The organism is Asanoa sp. WMMD1127 (assembly GCF_029626225.1).
In the GTDB taxonomy this organism is placed as follows: Bacteria; Actinomycetota; Actinomycetes; order Mycobacteriales; family Micromonosporaceae; genus Asanoa.
Map to the genome: position 1 here is coordinate 6,240,082 of NZ_JARUBP010000001.1, position 17,314 is coordinate 6,257,395.

At 75.6% G+C, this 17,314-nt stretch carries 17 protein-coding genes; 11 read left to right on the plus strand and 6 right to left on the minus strand.

Annotated features, from left to right (window positions below; genetic code table 11):
* Positions 1-34 precede the first annotated feature (34 nt).
* The 3 genes from O7635_RS29805 to O7635_RS29815 all read left to right on the plus strand — a co-directional run bounded on the left by O7635_RS29805 (position 35) and on the right by O7635_RS29815 (position 1,958).
* On the plus strand, positions 35-832 hold the full coding sequence (locus O7635_RS29805; RefSeq protein WP_278083815.1) for an endonuclease/exonuclease/phosphatase family protein: 798 nt from the start codon (positions 35-37) through the stop codon (positions 830-832).
* Positions 833-1,044: 212 nt separating this feature from the next.
* The gene (locus tag O7635_RS29810; RefSeq protein WP_278083816.1) at positions 1,045-1,392 is read left to right on the plus strand and encodes a hypothetical protein; all 348 of its coding nucleotides are present in this window, start codon (positions 1,045-1,047) and stop codon (positions 1,390-1,392) included.
* A gap of 119 nt (positions 1,393-1,511) precedes the next feature.
* The gene (locus tag O7635_RS29815; protein ID WP_278083817.1) at positions 1,512-1,958 is read left to right on the plus strand and encodes a GNAT family N-acetyltransferase; all 447 of its coding nucleotides are present in this window, start codon (positions 1,512-1,514) and stop codon (positions 1,956-1,958) included.
* Here the strand turns inward: O7635_RS29815 and O7635_RS29820 are convergent.
* Entirely contained in the window at positions 1,945-2,403 is a 459-nt protein-coding gene (locus O7635_RS29820; RefSeq protein WP_278083818.1) for a hypothetical protein, read from the minus strand. The two genes, O7635_RS29815 and O7635_RS29820, sit on opposite strands and share 14 nt — an antisense overlap.
* A gap of 470 nt (positions 2,404-2,873) precedes the next feature.
* Here O7635_RS29820 and O7635_RS29825 point away from each other — a divergent pair, with 470 nt between their 5' ends.
* The 4 genes from O7635_RS29825 (at position 2,874) to O7635_RS29840 (ending at position 6,029) form a co-directional block, all read left to right on the plus strand.
* Positions 2,874-3,713: a patatin-like phospholipase family protein gene (locus O7635_RS29825; RefSeq protein ID WP_278083819.1), complete on the plus strand. Its 840-nt coding sequence runs from the start codon at positions 2,874-2,876 to the stop codon at positions 3,711-3,713.
* 91 nt (positions 3,714-3,804) lie between these two features.
* Complete coding sequence (locus O7635_RS29830) at positions 3,805-4,554, plus strand: hypothetical protein (protein ID WP_278083820.1); 750 nt, start codon at positions 3,805-3,807, stop codon at positions 4,552-4,554.
* 3 nt (positions 4,555-4,557) lie between these two features.
* Positions 4,558-5,034, plus strand: coding sequence for a pyridoxamine 5'-phosphate oxidase family protein (locus tag O7635_RS29835; RefSeq protein WP_278083821.1), 477 nt, complete (start codon positions 4,558-4,560; stop codon positions 5,032-5,034).
* Positions 5,035-5,228: 194 nt separating this feature from the next.
* Complete coding sequence (locus O7635_RS29840; protein ID WP_278085599.1) at positions 5,229-6,029, plus strand: lysophospholipid acyltransferase family protein; 801 nt, start codon at positions 5,229-5,231, stop codon at positions 6,027-6,029.
* Positions 6,030-6,163: 134 nt separating this feature from the next.
* Here O7635_RS29840 and O7635_RS29845 read toward each other — a convergent pair whose 3' ends face one another.
* Positions 6,164-6,688, minus strand: coding sequence for a LuxR family transcriptional regulator (locus O7635_RS29845; RefSeq protein WP_278083822.1), 525 nt, complete (start codon positions 6,686-6,688; stop codon positions 6,164-6,166).
* A 13-nt stretch (positions 6,689-6,701) separates the two neighbouring features.
* Complete coding sequence (locus O7635_RS29850; protein ID WP_278083823.1) at positions 6,702-9,626, minus strand: LuxR family transcriptional regulator; 2,925 nt, start codon at positions 9,624-9,626, stop codon at positions 6,702-6,704.
* Positions 9,627-9,699: 73 nt separating this feature from the next.
* Here O7635_RS29850 and O7635_RS29855 point away from each other — a divergent pair, with 73 nt between their 5' ends.
* From O7635_RS29855 to O7635_RS29870, 4 genes are all read left to right on the plus strand, one after another.
* Positions 9,700-9,855 (plus strand): hypothetical protein, encoded by a 156-nt coding sequence (locus O7635_RS29855; protein WP_278083824.1) that lies wholly within the window; start codon positions 9,700-9,702, stop codon positions 9,853-9,855.
* Positions 9,852-11,372 carry a dynamin family protein gene (locus O7635_RS29860; RefSeq protein WP_278083825.1) on the plus strand — a complete coding sequence of 507 codons (1,521 nt, stop codon included), beginning with the start codon at positions 9,852-9,854 and terminating at the stop codon, positions 11,370-11,372. The genes O7635_RS29855 and O7635_RS29860 overlap by 4 nt, the downstream gene beginning before the upstream one ends.
* A gap of 70 nt (positions 11,373-11,442) precedes the next feature.
* Complete coding sequence (locus O7635_RS29865; RefSeq protein WP_278083826.1) at positions 11,443-13,290, plus strand: dynamin family protein; 1,848 nt, start codon at positions 11,443-11,445, stop codon at positions 13,288-13,290.
* A complete protein-coding gene (locus O7635_RS29870; RefSeq protein WP_278083827.1) occupies positions 13,287-13,910 on the plus strand; it encodes a hypothetical protein in 624 nt (207 codons plus the stop codon). The genes O7635_RS29865 and O7635_RS29870 overlap by 4 nt, the downstream gene beginning before the upstream one ends.
* 46 nt (positions 13,911-13,956) lie before the next feature.
* Here the strand turns inward: O7635_RS29870 and O7635_RS29875 are convergent, their stop codons facing one another.
* The 3 genes from O7635_RS29875 to O7635_RS29885 all read right to left on the minus strand — a co-directional run bounded on the left by O7635_RS29875 (position 13,957) and on the right by O7635_RS29885 (position 17,241).
* Complete coding sequence (locus O7635_RS29875; RefSeq protein WP_278083828.1) at positions 13,957-14,400, minus strand: VOC family protein; 444 nt, start codon at positions 14,398-14,400, stop codon at positions 13,957-13,959.
* A gap of 113 nt (positions 14,401-14,513) precedes the next feature.
* Positions 14,514-16,196: an acyl-CoA dehydrogenase family protein gene (locus O7635_RS29880; RefSeq protein ID WP_278083829.1), complete on the minus strand. Its 1,683-nt coding sequence runs from the start codon at positions 16,194-16,196 to the stop codon at positions 14,514-14,516.
* 355 nt (positions 16,197-16,551) lie between these two features.
* On the minus strand, positions 16,552-17,241 hold the full coding sequence (locus tag O7635_RS29885) for a hypothetical protein (protein ID WP_278083830.1): 690 nt from the start codon (positions 17,239-17,241) through the stop codon (positions 16,552-16,554).
* Positions 17,242-17,314 lie beyond the last annotated feature (73 nt).

Genomic DNA, 17,314 nt, shown 5'->3' on the forward strand with positions numbered 1-17,314 from the left:
GCCACCCTGCCACAAGAACCCGTAGGGTGCATAGGTGCGGTTGGCGACCTTCAACGTGCTACATGGCCGGTCCATCGACGACGGGATCGTCGACCGGCAACGGTTCGCCGAGTCGGTGGCGAAGATCGACGCGGACGTGCTCGCCCTGCAGGAGGTGGACCGGCTGCAGCCGCGGTCGGGCTCACTGGACCTGACCGCCGTCGCCGCCGAGGCCGCCGGCGCGGTCGCGTGGCGGTTCGTGGCGGCGGTCGTGGGCACGCCGGGGGAGACCTACCGACCCCTGGCGTACGACGACGACGGCGCCGCCGAGCCCAACTACGGCATCGGCCTGGTCAGCCGCTATCCGGTGCGGTCGTGGCGGACGGTGCGGCTGTCGGCGTCGCCGGTGCCCGGGCCGATCTACGCGATGGGTCCCGGCGGCCGCGGCCGGCCGATGCTGCTGCGCGACGAGCCGCGCGCCCTCGTCATGGCGGTCCTGGACACGCCGTGGGGCCCGGTCTCGGTCGGTGCGACGCATCTGTCGTTCGTGCCGGGCTGGAACGTGTGGCAGCTGCGCCAGGTCGTCCGGGCCATGCGCACCCTGCCGGCGCCGCGGCTGCTGCTGGGTGACCTGAATCTGCCGGCGGGGGCGGCCGCGGTCGGGTCGGGGTGGCGTCCGCTGGGCCGACTGCCGACGTTCCCGTCGTCGGAGCCGCGGGTGCAGCTCGATCACGTGCTGGCGGACCCGCGGGGCTGGGGGAGCTGGCCGTCGTCGGCGGAGGCGTCGACGCCGGCCCTCACGGTCTCGGACCACCGCCCCTTGGTCGTCGACCTCCCCTTGAACGGATCATGAACGCGCCTTCGCTGAGTGGATCATGGGTGGGGCAGGGGAGAGGGAACACTTGCTGCGCTGTGGTCCGGACGCGAGAGCCCGCCGCGCACACGGCCGCTGGAGGACCACCGCGATGAGCGACCTCGACGACCTGGAGCGGCGGACAGCTGCGATCGAGGATCGGCTTGGGGTGGAATCCAAGCTGCGTACACGGCCGCTGGAGGACCACCGCGATGAGCAACCTCGAGGACCTGGAGCGGCGGATCGCTGCGATCGAGGATCGGCTTGGCGTGGAATCCGGGCTGCGTGCCAGCGGCGGCGACCGTGCGGCCCTCGAGCACCGCGGCGAGGGCGCGCCCGGTCCGCCGGGCGGTGGTCGGGTCGAGGGCCGTGGTCGCGACCTCGCCGACATGGCTCAGACGCTGCGCGCCCAGCAGCACACCATCCAGGCGCTGGCCATCGCGCAGTCGCAGCACAACGAGAAGCTCGACCGACACGAGGATTCGCTGACCGCCGCGCACGGCAGGCTGGACCGCGTCATCGCCATGCTCGACCGACTGCTCGACCCGGACGGCCGCTAGGCCGGGGCTCCCAGGTCCCTTCCGGCCGATCTTCCAGATCCGCAACCCTTTCACGTCCAGTTCGCAGGTTTACATAATGCGCATTATCGAACAACCGAGAATCGGGTGGGTGTCCTGACATGTTCCGTGCGGCGGGTCCGGGCGATCTGGAGGCGATCCTCGGCCTCTACCGGCAGCTACATCCGTCCGATCCGCCTCCGACCGACGCCGCAGGCACCTTCGAGCGGATCTTGGACTCACCCGGGCTGCACCTCTTCGTCCTGGACCGCGACGGCGCCGTCGTCGCCACCACCTACCTCAACGTGATCCCGAACCTGACCCGCACTGGCGCGCCGTACGCCGTCATCGAGAACGTCGTCGTCGACCAGTCCCACCGCGGCACCGGACTCGGGCGCGAGATCATGGCCGCCACGCTCCAGGCCGCGTGGGACGCCGGCTGCTACAAGGCGATGCTGCAGACCGGCTCGCGCACCCCGGCCACGCACGCCTTCTACCGCGCCTGCGGCTTCTCACCCGACGCGAAGCAGGCCTACCTCGCCAGGCCACCGGCTGTCACAAATCCCTGATTTCGGACACAGTGGACAGGATGTCGGCCACGGTCGCCGGGCGGTCCGCAGGCTGGTCAAGCCAGAGGTCCGACAGGACGACGAGCCGGAGCGCCAGGTCGTCGGTCCGCTCGTCCGACTCCGCGAGTCCGCACAGCAACGCGGCGATGTCCTCCGCGGCGTTCGGCGGCGCGGCCCGCCGCGTGAACAACCGGTCGGCGATGTCCCGGATCCGGGCCCACGCCACCGCATCCTTCGACCGCGGTGGATGCCCGAGTTCCGCCATCGCGCGCTCGAACAGCTCGGCCGCCTCCCGCACATCGCTTCGCCCGAGCCCGGCCAGCTCCCGCAACGCCGGCGAGTCGACACCCCGCGCCAACGCCTCCGCGGCCACCATCGGCAGCTCCTCGCTCCGCCCGCGCCCCAGCACACGGTCGTCAGCCACCCGGACAAGGCGCTCCACCATGATCTCCCGCACTGCGAACGCGAGTCCCGCCGACGCCGGCCAGGGCCGACCGTCGACAAGTGAATCATCAGTCCACCCGGACCGCCCAAACGGGCCCGGGTGGGGCCCGACCTGGGGTCCGGCGACGAAGCGGGCGAAGCGGCGGCCCGACCTGGGCCGGTCCGCTGCCCACAATCGGCGCCCCGGGCGGTCAACCAACATGGCCCAGTCCTGCTGTGCGGTCCGTTCGTCGCCCGCGAGCCGCGACCTGCGGCCTCCACCGCAGACCGAAAAACCCGGAACGCACGCCGGCAGGCAGATGCCGCTCCACCCCGATGGCGGCCCATCTGGTCGCATCCACCGTTCCCCACCTCTCCCCCGCCCCGGGCCATGATCAACAGCCGGTGACACCGCCGCCCCGGCTTCGGTGCACAGGTGAGCGGGAGCGGGCGCGTGCCCGTACCCTGTGGGCACTTTCAGCGGAGGTGCGCATGGGTGGCAGGGCCCTGGTGTGTGGCGGTGGCGGGGTCACCGGGATCGCGTGGGAGATCGGCATGCTGGCCGGGCTCGCGGACGCCGGTGTGGACCTCTCGGCCGCCGACGTCGTGATCGGCACGTCGGCGGGGTCGTTCGTCGGCACGGGCGTGGCGGCCGGCGTACCCCTGAGCGATCTTTACGAGTCCCAGCTCGCGCCGCCGGAGACCGGGACGCCGGCGAAGCTCGGGTGGGGGTCCGTGGCGTCGTGGGTGTGGGCGTCGGCGACGTCGCGGGACCCGGTGCGGGCGGCGGCGCGGGTCGGCGCGATGGCGTTGCGGGCGCCGACGATGCCGGAGGAACGGCGGCGGGCCGCGATCGCCTCGCGGCTGCCGGCGTTGGAGTGGCCCGAGCGCGAGCTGCGGATCGTGGCGGTCGACGCGGTCAGCGGCGAGACGTCGGTGTTCACCCGCGAGTCCGGCGTCGAGGTCGTCGACGCGGTCGGTGCGAGCTGCGCGGTCCCCGGGGTGTGGCCGCCGGTGACGATCAACGGCCGGCGGTACGTCGACGGCGGCGTGCGCTCCACCACCAACGTCGACCTGGCGGCGGGGTGTGACCGGGTGGTGCTGCTGGCGCCGATCCCGCGCTCGTTGGGCCGGCACGGCCGGTTGGACCGGCAGCTGACGACGCTGCGCCGGGCCGGGGCCGAGGTGGTCGTGGTGGCGCCGGACGCGGCGGCGCGGCGGGCGATCGGCCGCAACGTGCTGGATCCCGCGGCGCGGGCGCCGTCGGCGCGGGCCGGGCGGGCGCAGGCGGCGGCCGAGGCGGAGCGGGTCGCGGCGGTCTGGTCGGCCTGAGGCGGCGCGCCGCGTTCATTTTTGTCGCAGCCGCCTGGTAAGAAGAGCCTGCACAAAATCAAACATGTGTACGGATGAGAGGGGTTCCCCGATGGCCGCCGCGCGCACCGCTGTCCGCGGTCTGTCCACCGACGAGTTGTCGTCGATCCGCGACAGTCTCGCCGCCGGTCGCAAGCCCAAGGTGGTGTTCACCGCGTCGGCGGGCCAGATCGAGGGCCAGACCGGCCAGGTGGTCGAGCTGACCGACCCGGACGTCTCCGACGAGTTCGTGGTGGTCCGGTTCGGCCGCGACGAGTTGCCGTTCTCCCCCACCGACCTGGCGGTCGCGCCGCGTGGCGCCGGCCGGGCCGCCGCGGCGAAGTCGACCGCGGCCAAGGCGGCGCCGCCGGCGGAGGAGCCGCCGCCCGGGCCGGGCCTGCTACCGCCGGCCGCACCGGCCCCAGCCCCCGCCAAGTCCGCCGTCCCGGCGCCACGTGAGGAGACCAAGGTGACCACGTCCACGGTGGAGGAGCCGGCGGAGGCCGCCCCGCGTCCGGCGAAGCGGGCCGCGAAGACGGCCAAGCCGAAGGGTCCGGCCGGGCTGACGGTGACGCTGGCCTACGCCGACGGTGAGTGGACGGTGGCCGCCGCCCAGGGCAGCAAGAGCCTGGCCAAGCCCTATGTGATCCGCCCGGCCGAGGCGTTGAAGATGGTCGCCCTGGTCGACGTGCCGGGCGTCCACGAGGCCGTCGAGCAGATCATGGCGTCGGAGCGGGCCGAGGCGGAGTCGCAGGCGGAGAAGCTACGCGCGGAGCTGGCCGAGATCGAGGCGCGGCTGGCCGAGCTACGCGACGTGGGCTGAGCCGTGACGTCCTGGGCGGTCTTCGTGGCGGAGGCGCCGGACCTGGCGGTCCGGGTGCGGGCGGCGCTCAACGCCAACAAGCACAAGACGCTGGCCACGATCCGCGGCGACGGCGCGCCCAGGATCAGCGGCATCGAGACCATGGTCGCCGGCGACGACCTGTGGCTGGGTTCGATGTGGCAGGCCCGCAAGGCGCAGGACCTGCTACGCGACCCACGGTTCGCGCTGCACTCGGGCACGATCGACCCGGGCGACGACCCGAGCTCGTGGCCGGGCGAGGCGAAGCTGTCCGGCCGCGCGGAGGCGGTCACCGACTTCGACCGCTTCAGCGCCGTCGTCCCCGACGGTTCACCGGACAGCATGCACCTGTTCCGCCTCGACCTGCTGGAGGTGGTCCACACGGGGTTGTCGCCGGCGATCGACAAGCTGGTCATCGAGCTGTGGCGGCCCGGCGCCGCGGTGCGGCGCTTCGAGCGCTGACCATCTCGGCTCCTGGCGGAGCCGTCCCGGCGCCCGGCGGAGCGTCCGAGCGCCCGGCGGCAACTACGGCTGTGGGTTGCGTCCGCGCCGGCGGGTCGACAGCCCGCAGCGCGTCGACCCGCCGGGCGGAACCGCCGTCCGACCTGGGCCGGTCCGCGTCCCATGATCGGCGGGTGTGGCACGATCAACTGTTGATGGAGCCCGCGACCGTATCTCCGACGCCTGCCGCGACCTGGCAGGCGCCGCGGTTCTGGCTCGGTCTGCAGACCTTCGCCCGTGTGGTCGTGTCGTCGGTGGCGCGGGTCAGGGTCAGCGGTGAGGTGCCCGACGAGCTGCGCCGCGGGCCACTGATCATGGCGGTCAACCACATCAGCCCGTTCGACCCGGTGGCGCTGACGGTGGCCACCCGCATGATGGGGATCGCTCCGCGGATCATGGCCAGCGGCGGCCTGTTCCGGGCGCCGATCGTCGGCCCGGTGATGCGCGCGTCGGGGCACATCCGGGTCGACCGCCGCACCGCCACCGTCGGTGACGCGCTCGGTGTCGCGGCCGAAGCGGTCCTCGAGGGATCCGTGGTCATGGTCTACCCGGAGGGCCGCATCGGTCTCGACCCCGCCATGTGGCCGGAACGCGGCAAGACCGGCGCGGCCCGTCTCGCGTTCGCGACCGGCGCACCGGTCATCCCGGTCGCCCAGTGGGGCTCCCACGAGGTCATGCCGTACGTGACGTCCTTCCGCAACGTCACCCGCGGCTTCGCCCGGTCGCTGCTCCGGCGGCCGGTCATCCGCGTCCACTTCGGGCCGCCGATAGACCTGTCCGACCTGACCCCAGGCACGCCCGGCGCGGCCATGCGGGCGACCGAACGCATCATCGACGCGCTGACGGACACCCTGGCCACGATCCGGCCGGATGAGCTCGACGGTCCGCGCTACGTCGACAAGTCCCGACCCGTCGACCTCACCCGCCGCCACCGCCGCCGCGCACCGGAGGCATAGGCCGGAAGAGGCGCGCCAACCTTGGCCTGAGGGCCAGTGCCGGGTCTTGCACGACCCGCGCGCCAGCGGCACGCGCCTCCACCATCCTCGACGACGACCCAAACCGTGCGGGCGATGCGACCGCGGCGGCGCGGTTAGTTGCTGCGTTGGCTGAGGTAGGCCAGAACGGCTTCGCGGGTGGTGCGGACGCCCAGGGTTTCGCGGGCCTGGGCTATGCGGCGGTTGGCCGTGCGCAGCGACAGGAACTCCGCGGCCGCCGCGGCGGCGATCGTTTCGCCGTTGGCGAGGCGGTCCAGCAGCGCCCGCTGTTCCGGGAGCAGCTCCCCGGACGGCGCCGGTCCCGGGTCGGCGCCCGGGTCGCGGTGCACGGGGCCCAGGCGGGTCAGGTCGGCGAGCAGTGACCGGCCGATGTCGCCGGTGGCGTCGGTGATCGCGACCACCCCGGCACCGCGGGCGGCGGCGAGCACGACCAGGCGTACGGTCTCGCGGTCCGGCACCCGGCCGAACAGCAGCAGCCGGTTGCCGGTCAGGTCCCATGCCTGCTCGGTGAGGGCGAAGCCCTCCCGGGTCGTCCAGCCGGAGCGGGCCAGGCGGCGCAGCACCGCCGTCGCGTCGCCGGCGCTCGGCAGGACGTAGCGGGGCTGGTCGTCGCCGTTCACGGCCTCCCCTTGGTCATCGCAGCTGCTCCAGCGCCATCGCGGCGGCCGCGGTGCGGGTGCGGGCGCCGAGTTTGCGCATGCCGGCCCGGATGTGGGTCTCGACGGTCTCGGCGGAGATGCCGAGCTGGCCGGCGATCCGGCGGCTCGGCTCGCCGCGGGCGACCAGGCGCAGCACGTCGCGTTCGCGTTCGGTCAGGTCGGCGCCGGCGCGTGGGCCCCGGGTCTCGCGTCGGACCGCGTGGCGGCGCAACGCCCGGCGGGCCCGGCCGAGCAGCACCACCAGGCCCGCCGACTCCGCGAGCCCTTCGGCCGCGAGCAGCGCCGCCACCGCCCGCTCCGGGTCGGTCTCGTGCAGGCCGGCCGCCAGCAGGCAGCGCACCTCCTCGCGGACGACCAGGTCGTGCCACGCCGCCGCGGCCCGGTCGAAGCCGCCCGTACCCGACCACGCCGAGAGGGTCTCGCGTACGGCCGTCGGCAAGGCGGACGGGGCGTCCGTCGCGTCGAGATCGGCCGGGTCAGGATCGCCACCGTCGTACGCCGCCCAGCGCGCGGTGATCCGCCGCAGCCCGTCGACCAGCGGTGGCGCCGCACCACCGGCGGGGTTGGCGGCCCGGTCCGGCTGCCCGTCGAGCCACGCGGCCTCGCGGGCCACCCAGTCCAGCAACGCGGCGGCGGCCGGCGCGGGCGCGGCGGCGGCGATCCGCGCGCGGGCCGGGGCGAGCAGGCCTCCGTCGGCCTCGACGAGGCTGGCCGCCGCGACCGCGTACGCCCGCGCCACCGTCGGCACCGTCCGGTCCGTGAGGTCCGCGGCCCGCCGGACCACGTCGTCGGCCGGGGTGCCGGCCGGGTCACCGCGCAGCGCCTCGCACCACAGGGCGGCGGCGAGGAATCGGGCCTGCCAGCTGTACGCGAGGTCGGCCGCGCACGCCGCCGCCGCCCGCTGCGCCGTGGCCGCGGCCTCGGTGAGCCGCCCGTCGGCGGCGAGCGTCTCGACGAGCAGCCACGCGCTCCACCGGGTCGCGAGCGCGTCACCGGCCGCGGCGGCGGCCTCGGCCGCGGAGGCGAGCCCGTACTCCCAGCCCGGGACCCGCCCCGCCGCCCGCACCGCGGCGACCGCGGCCCGCAGCCCCGCGTGCGATGGCGCGTCGCCGTGCCGGGTGGCCGAGGCGAGGGCGCCGGGCAGGTCGGTGGCCAGCTGGACCAGCAGCAGCACCCGGTCGCGGCCGGCCTGCACATCGGGCGGCGCGTCGTCGGGCACCGGCGAAGCGGCCGCCCGCGCTGCCGACAGGTCGCCGGTCTGCAGCAACGCCTCGGCCCGCAGCACGGCGGCGGCGACGCCGAGCGGGCCACCGGCGGCGAGCACCCGTGCCGCGTCGCGGGGCCGGCCGGCGGCGAGCGCGGCCTGCGCGGCGGCGATCCGGGTCTCGTCGGTCGGGCGGGCGCCCGGCAGGCCGCACGCGAGCAGCAGCAGCTCCGCCCGCTCGCCCGCGGTCGCGGCCCGGTCGACAGCGGCCAGGGCCCGCGCGGCCGCGGCGGTGTCGTCACCGGCGGCTGCCAGGTGCCGGGCCGCCTCCCGGTCAGGTGTCAGCTCCGCGAGCCGCCGGTGCAGGGCGGCGCGCGCCGCCGGATCGAGCATGCCCGCGGCGACCTCGGCCACATACGGCGAGGCCGGCCCGACCAGCTCGCCCAGGTCGCCGGCCGAAGCCAGACCGGCGAAGACCGACCCGACCGACTCGTCCTGCTCTTCGGCGCCATCGACCGGCCGCCCGTGGGCGGCCGTACCCGACTCACCCTGCTCCTCGGCCCCGCCGACCGGCCGCCCGTGGGCGGCCGTACCCGACTCACCCTGCTCCTCGGCCCCGCCGACCGGCCGCCCGTGGGCGGCCGTACCCGACTCACCCTGCTCCTCGGCCCCGCCGACCGGCCGCCCGTTGGCGGCGGCAGCCGTGTCGCCGTCGTCCAGCGCTGACGACGCTGCGACAGGCCCGCCGCCGGGCCCACCGGTTGCGGCGCCGAGCGGCACATCCGCGGCCCCCGCCGCACCAGGCCCACCGTCGACGGACGCGGGCGGCGCCATGACCGTGACCACAAGCCCCGCCGCGCGCAACTCGTCGACTCCCGCGCCCAGCAACCCCGCCAGGGCGGGCCGGCCGAGCAAACCCAACGCCGCCATGGCCGTGCGGGCCGGGCGGGTCAGGTCGGCGAGCGCCTCGGCGACCGCGTACGCCACCTGGTCGACCTCCGCCGTCACCGGCGGCACCACTGGCAGCGCGCCGGTGACCTCCGCGCCAAGATCTGGCGCACGGCCGGCCGCGTGCCGGGCCAGCGCCGTCACCGCCAGCGGCACCCCACCGGCCCGGCGCACCACCTCGGCGACCGCCGCGGGATCGAGGGACGGCGCCACCCGCCGCGCCAGGTCGGTGGCTTCCGAAGCCGTCAGCGGCGGAAGCGCCAGCCAGCCCGCCGCCGCCCGGCGTAGCGCGCCGACCGCCTCGGCCGGCAGCCGGTGCGGGGTCCGCAGCGCTACCGCGACCCGGGTGTGCGCGGCCAGGGCGGCGACGGCCTCGACCGTGGCCGGGTCGGCCCACTGCAGGTCGTCGACGACGAGCAGGCCCGACCGGACCCGGGACCGGACCGCCTCGGCGAGCAGGGCCGCGTCGTGGGCCGGCAGCCGCACCCGGACCGCCCGGGACAGCGCCAGGGCCGGCACGTCCTGGAGCATCGCGAGGCCGCCGCCGGCGTAGACCGGGCCGCGGAACCCGGCCGCGAGCTCCCGCAGCGCCGTGCTGCGGCCGCTGCCCGGCGCGCCGGTCAGCACCACCAGGCCGGGCGTGGCCAGCAGGGCGCGGGCGTGCGCGACGACCCCGTCGGGCGCCGTGCCGGCGGGTTCCCCGGCGGCACGGTCGGCGACGCCGGTGCCCGGTGCGTGCGGCGGCACTCATCCTCCGACCCTCGGCGGCAGACTCCCCGTGGCACGAACTTGGGATCCTGCCGCCGGCAGGATATTCGTAGTGTTGGTCGAGCGACCCAGCCAGGAGGACCACGCCCCGATGACCGCGCACCCCCGCCGGGCCACCGTCATTGTCGCCGACGGCTCGCGCCGTGACGACCCCAGCACGGGCGGCATGCCCGGTTCGGGCGGTTTGCGGGGGAGTGTGGCGGCGTGACGGCGCCCGTCGCGCTGCGCCAGGTCGTCGCCGGGCTGTGTGACGAGGTCGGGCCGCGGCTCACCTCCGACGCCGCCCGCACCCAGGTGCGGCGGGTGCGGCAGCGCCTCGACGAGCCGCTGCGGGTCGCGATCGCCGGGCGTCTCAAGGCCGGCAAGTCGACGCTGGTCAACGCGCTGATCGGCCGGCGGGTGGCGCCGACCGAGGTCGGCGAGTGCACCCGCGTGGTCACCCAGTTCCGCTACGGCACCGCCGACCGGGTCGACGTGGTGCGCCGCGACGGCAGCCGGGTCAGCCTGCCCCTCGACGAGACGGGGATGATCCCGCAGAGGTTGGGCGTACCCGCGGCTGAGGTGGCTTTTGTCGACGTGGCCCTGACCAGCGCCAACCTGCGGGACCTGACCGTCGTCGACACGCCCGGGCTGTCGTCGACGAACGCGTCCGTGTCCGCCGGCGCCCGGCGCTTCCTGTTCGAGGACGCGACGGCCCCCATCGACGACGGGATCGACGCCGACTCCGCAGGCGCGATCTCCGGGGCAGAGGCGATCGTGTACGTGTTCACCCAGGCGGTCCGCGACGACGACCTCGCGGCGCTCGAGGCCTTCCGGTCGGTGTCGGCGCGGCTGGCCAGCAACCCGATCAACTCGCTGGGCCTGTTCAACAAGGCCGACAAGCTCGTCGAGGGCCCGTCGGACCCGTGGCCGGTCGCCGAAGGCCTCGCCCAGGACCAGGGGCGGACGCTGCGGCGGGTCGTGTCCGGGGTCGTGCCGGTCGTCGGGCTGCTCGCCGAGACCACCGAGGCCGGCCGGCTCACGGCGGCCGACTGCGAGGCGCTGCGGCAACTGTCCACATTGCCGGTCGCCGAGCGTACGCTGCTGCTCGCGTCCGTCGACCTGTTCGTGTCCCGGCCGGCGCCCGTGCCGCGCGAGCACCGGGAACGGCTGCTGACGCTGCTCGACCTCTACGGCATCGGGTTCTCGCTCGCCCAGCTGGCCGCCCACCCGGGCCTGGGCAGCGGCGACCTGGTGCGGATGCTCTACCAGGCGTCCGGGTTCCCGCGGCTGCGGCACACCCTCGACCACGCGTTCCGGTGGCGCACCGACGCGATCAAGGCCGGCTGGGCGCTGTCGACCCTGGAGAAGACCGCCGGGCACGCCGACAGCATCCCCGACCGGGAGGTGCTGCGGGACGCGATCGAACGGGTGCTGCAACGCCCCGAGTACCACCGGCTGCGGCTGCTCGAGGTCGCCCAGCAGGTCAGCGGCGGCGCCGTCGAGCTGCCCGCGCCGATGGAGCAGGAGCTGACCCGGCTGGCGCTCTCCCAGGATCCACAGTGGATTCTGAGCCTGCCCGCCGCCGGCGTCGACGAGCTGCGCACCGCCGCCCTCGAGGCCGCCGCCCGCTGGCGGGTCTACGCCGTCGCCGGGGCCAGCCCCGCCCAGTCCCGGGTCGCGCTCGTCGTGCACCGCGGCTTCCACCTGCTTTCCCAACGCCTGCGTACGGAGGTCGGGGCATGAGGGAGCTCGCGACCGAATCATCCAGCTCAGTAGCCAGGTCATGCTCCTCCGAGCGAAGCGAGGCAGGCGCATGAGCGATCTGGCCCCGCTGCTCACTGAGGCGGTCGACGGGTCGCTGGCGTTCCTGCGCCGGGCCGACGCCGACGCGGCCGCCGACATCGAGGCGATCCGCCGCCGGGCCGTCACGCGACCGTCCATCGTGGTCGTCGGCGAGACCAAGCGCGGCAAGAGCTCTCTGGTCAACGCGCTCATCGGGGTCCCCGACCTGTCCCCGGTCGACGCGGCCGTGGCCACCGCCACCTACCTCGAGTTCGTGCCCGGCAGCCCGCCGGCCGCGCAGGCGTGGCTGCCCGACCGCGCGCAGCCCGTACACCTGGAACTGGCGCAGTTGCGCGACTGGGCGACCACCCTCGGGCAGCTGCCCGAGGGCACCCGGCCGCCGCGGCGCGTCGAGGTCACCCACACCGCGCCGCTGCTGCAATATCTCAGCCTGGTCGACACGCCCGGCGCCGGCGGCCTCGACCCGCTGCACGCCGAGGTCGCCCTGGACGCGGCCGCGCAGGCCGGCGCGCTGCTGTTCGTCGTCGACGCGTCCGGGCCGTTCACCCGGCCCGAGCTCGAGTTCCTGATCGAGGCCAGCAAACGGGTCAACGTGGTGGTGTTCGCGCTGACCAAGACCGACGCGTACCCGGGCTGGCGCACCATCCTCGCCGACGACAAAGCGCAGCTGCAGACCCACGCGCCCCGGTTCGCCCAGGCGCCGTGGTTCCCCGTGTCGGCGCGGCTCGCGCAACTGTCGATGACGCTGCCGGGCGAGGCGGGCGCCGAGCTCGTACGCGAGTCCCGGATCGCCCCGCTCCAACACGCGCTGATCGAGCTGGCCGGCAAGGGCCACCTGCTGCGCCAGGCCAACGTGCTGCGGGCCGTCCGCAGCGAGCTCGTCCGCCTCGACCTGCGGGCCGGCGAGCGCCTCACCGCCAGCGACCCCGACCCCGCCGACGTCGCCAAGGCCCGCGCCGACCGCGCCGCGCTCGCGGCCCGCAAACGCACCGAGTCACGGCAGTGGTCGCTGACGCTCAACACCGAGACCCAACGCGCGCGGGTCGAGGCGACCGGGAAGCTGCGCACGTACGTGTCGCAGCTCCAGGAGGACCTCCTCACAAAGATCGACAAGGCGAAGAGCGACGAGCTCAAGGCCCTGCCCAGCGACCTCGACACGGCGCTGCAGGCCCTGTCGGTGCGGCTGTCGCAGGACCTCGAGTTCCGGTTCCGCAAGGTCGCCGAGAAGGTCCTCGCCCAGGTGTTCGGGGCCGAGGAGCTGCAGTTCGTGCTGGCCCGGCTCAACGCGACGCTGCGGCACGCGCTGACCAGCCGCCCGCCCCGGGACACCGGCACCGACAACATGATGATCGCGATGTCGGCCGGCGGGATGGCGTTCATGGCCGGGCGCGGCGCGATGGCCGGCGCGTCCGCCCTCGGCGCCAGCGCGCTGCTCGGCGGCGGCCTGCTCGTCCCCGTCGCCGGCCTCGGGCTCGGGTTGGCCGCGGGCGCGTTCATCCTCTACCGGCGGCGCGCCCAGAGCGACCGGGCCCAGGCCCGGCTCTGGCTGCGCGACGTGCTCAGCGAGGCCCGCGCCGCCCTCTCCGACGAGATCATGCACCGATTCACCGACCTGCAGTACGCGCTGACGTTGGCGCTCGACGACGCGATCGAGCGGCGGCTGGCCCAGCTCGACGCGCACATCGCCGAGATCGACAAGGCGCTCGCCGACGACAAGGCCGAGCGGACCCGGCGGCGGGCCGCGATCGCCGCCGAACGCGAGGCGATCCGCTCGCGCATCAAGCAGGTCGACACGGTGCTGGTCCGCGCCCGGACCCTGGCGCCCGCGCCGACCACCGACGACCAGGAGCTGCCATGACGGACGACTGGACCTGGGACGACGGGCACCACGACGATCCCGGCCACCACGATCCAGGATTCGAGGAACACCACGACCTGAGGTACGACGGGACCGAGGACACCGACCCGTTCGGCGCCGACCTCGGCGGCGGCGACCTGGCCGGACACGACGATCTCCCGGGTCACGACGACCTCGGCGCCGCCGACTGGGACGCCGGCGACGGCTTGGGCGCGGCGGACGACCCGTTCGCGCCCGACGCGCTGGTCAGCGACCACCACGACTGGGCGGCCGGCCTCGACGACGACGGCGACTCCATCGGCCCGGTCGAGCCGGCGGGGCTGTTCGGGGCCGACCCGGACGTCGCCGCGTACGCGCTGTGGCCCGCGCCGGAGTTCCCCGCGCCGCTGGACCTCGGCGCCGACCTGCCGGCGCCCGTTGACGGTCCACCATGGACGGATGCGGCGCTGCTCGGCTCCTACGGGCCCGCCGACCTGACGACGGCGGCCGCGCCGGAACCGTCGGACCTGGCCGGCTACGCGGGCCTGGACCCGGCGACCGCCGGCTGGGAGGCCCTCGCCGGCTCCGACGACCCGGCCACCGCCGCACTGGCCCGGTTCTGGGCACCGCCGCCGGCCTGAGCGCTCAGCCGCGCAGCCGGGGCGTTGAGGCGGGCGGCCTGCCGCGTCAGGTGGTCGCGTTCAGTTGCTCGGCCAGCCCGACGAGGATGCCCTGGGGGCCGCGGACGTAGCAGAGGCGGTAGCTGTCCTCGTAGCGGGCCAGCTGGCCGACGACCTCGGCGCCGTGGCGGCGCAGGCGGGCGACGACGTCCTCGATGTCCTCGACGGCGAACATCACGCGGTGCAGGCCCAGGGTGTTGGGCGCCGGCGGTGGGGCGGCGATGGCCGCCGGGGCGAGGTACTTCGTCAGCTCCAACCGGCCGTGGCCGTCCGGGGTGCGCATCATCGCGATGTCGGTGCTGACGCCGTCGAGGCCGACGGTGTGGTCGGCGACGAGGCCCTCGATGTGCGCGCGGCCCTCCACCTCCATGCCGAGCTCCTCGAAGAACGCGACGGCGGCGTCCAGGTCGTCGACGATGATGGCGACGTTGTCCATCCGTTTGATGGTCACGCGGTGGTTCTCCTTCACTTTCGACGCACGGCCCGTCGTGGGCGCGTGATGCACCTGGGACGGAGCCGGCGCCGCGTTCTCGACATCCGCGGCTCGCCGTTTCTCGGGTTTGTTCAGCAGAGAACGTCGGCGTAGTTGGCGGCGTCGACCGCGATGTCGTCGCCGCGCAGGTGGCGGCGGGTCCACAGCCGGGCGGCGGTCTCGGCGAGCTCGTCGCGCTCGGCCGCCTGCTCGACGAGCAACGCCCCGGCGAGGGCGTACGCGGTGCGCAGCGCGAGCCCGCGGGCGCCGGCGACGACCGGCGCGGCGGTCGGGTCGGCCGCCGCCTCGGCCAGGCGGGCGCCGAGGTCGCGGGCCGTCGCGGCGAGGGTGTCGGCGACGGCCGGCGACAGGCCGCGGGCCAGGTCGGCGGCCGCCGCCACGCGGGCCAGGACCGGGGTGGCGGCGTCGTCGCGGGCGACAGCCCGCAGCGCGTCGAGGGCCAGCACGTTGGTGGTGCCCTCCCAGATCGGCAGGACCTGGGCGTCGCGGAGCAGGCGCGGCACGCCCGTGTCCTCGACGTAGCCGGCGCCGCCGAAACACTCGACGTATTCACTGGCCGAGCTGACCGCCAGCCGGCCCGTGGCCAGCTTCGCCAGGGGTGCGACGAGGCGCAGCTCCGCCGCGGCGGCCGGGTCGGACCCGACCTCGACCCGGCCGAGCAGCGCGAAGGCGTGACCGGCGAGGACGAACGCGCCGTACGCGTCGACGGCCAGCGTGGCCAGGGTGGCGCGGTGCAGCGGCGAGTCGTAGAGCAGGCCGCCGGCGACCTGCCGGGCTTTCGCGAAGGCGATCGCGTAGTCGAGCCCGCGCCGCATCCCACCGGCGGCCGCGGCGGCGTTGTGGAGGCGGGTGACCACGACGAGGGTCATCGCGCGTACGAGGCCCGGCTGGGCGGGGTCGCCGAGCGGGACGCCTTCGGCGTCGGTGAGGCCGATCTCGGCGGTCGGCAGGGCGCGGGTGCCGAGCTTGTCCTTGAGCCGGTGCACGGTGACGCCGGGTGCGGGGGCGCCGCGGTCGGCGCCGTCGGCGTACCGGGGCATCAGGAACGGCACCAGGGCCCGGCTGCCGGGCCGCGCTCCCTCGGGCCGGGCCAGCGCGACCGCCATCGCGGAGTCGGCGGCCGAGCAGAACCACTTGTCGCCGGTGAGCAGCCACCGGTCCCCGTCGCGGCGGGCGACGGTCGAGGAGCGCGCCAGGTCGGACCCGCCCTGCGACTCGGTCATCCACTGCCCGCTGGTGATCGCGGTATCCGGGTCGGTGGACAGCAGCCGCGGCAGCCACCGGTCGCGGACGGACCGGTCGACGTCACCGCGGCTGAGCAGCGCGGCCGCGCCGTCGGCCATCGCGACGGGGCAGGAGAACGTCGCGGACTCGGGGCCGTAGAGGTGCAGCAACGCGTGCTGCACGCTGCGGGTGGCGGCGCCCCAGGTGCCGCGCGCCTCGTCGAGATAGGGCAGCGCGACCACCGCGTGCCGGGCGGCCGCGGCCCGCTGCGCCTGCCAGCCGGCGGACGTGTCGACCCGGTCGACCCGGGCCCCCCACGGGTCGTAGCGGACCAGCTCCGGCGGATGCGCCTCCGCGTCCGCGTGCGCGGCCCGCAACGGCCCGACCACGTCGGCGGCGAGCTCGGTCAACCGCCCCTTGGCCAGCGCATGCCCCGCGGAACCGAGCTGCCGGTCGAGCCAGGACCGCAGAAACCGATCCCCCGCATAAGGATCCTCCGGCGGTGGCAGCGGCTGCACGAACCGGGCCATGGGCGCTCCTTCGCGGCGGGGAACGGGTTGGCCCCGACGGTAATGGACACGGCGCCGACCCGACCAGGCAACAGCCCGGGACGGCGCGCCGCGATCGCCACGGGCGGCTCGTCACCGTGCCGGCGGTCGGGGCACAGCGCGAGACCGGATTGGACGCTGGGCCGCGCATGCGCAGCGATCCGAGAGCGGCGCACCTCGACCCAGCGCAGCAACAGCGAGCCGAGGGCGCGAGCCGCTGGCGTGGCCCGCCGACGGCGGCCCCGAGCGCGCGGCGGGCTGGGCCGCACGGCGGCCAGCAGCCCAGCGCGCCAACGGCGCGCCCCGTGGGCCGCGCCAACGGCGCGCCCCGTGGGCGCTAGCTGGCTCGGGCGTCGGGCGAGGCGATCGCCCGCCGCCGGCGTAGGTGGGGCGGTGACCACGTCGCACCGACGACCGTGGCCAACGCCGCCGCCCCCAACAACGCCGCCCAGCGGTCGTGAGCTGCCGACCAGGCCGGATGGTCCAGCGCCACCAGCAGCGCCACCCGGTCGGGTAGGAAACCCGCCGCGAACGCGGCCGCCAGGAACGCCGGCGCGGCCACCAGGCCGACCGTGCCACGCGCCGCCCGGCGCCAGACCACTGTGGCCACCGCCAGGACCACGACCGCGACCGTCGCCGCCTCCAGGGTCAGGTCGCCGCGCGGCAGCCCGACGGCGGCCGGACCCGCCGCGACGGCGGCGGTCGCCAGCGTCGCCCACCACCAACCGGCGACCAGCACGCCGCCGCCGGCCACCCGCGCGGCGAGAGGGAGCCAGGCCGGCGACGGCACGGTCTCGGTCGTCGGCCGGGCCGGATCGTCGAACAGGAAACCGATCCCCAGGCCCGCGCAGAGCGCCGCCAGCCGCAGCAGGACCACGACCAGCAACGGATCCAACGGACCGGTGGCCGCGACCGGCACTCCGAGCATCGCGTAGCCGACCAGCAGCGCCGCCAGGAGCGGCGTCCAGCGCGTCGCCCGCAGCGCCGGCGGCGCAGCCGCCAGGCCGACCCGAAGCCACCGGACCACCGCCGGGCCGCCCACCGCCGGCCCGCCGGACGCCGGCCCGCCGGACCCTGGCCCCCCAGACCCCGGCCCCCCG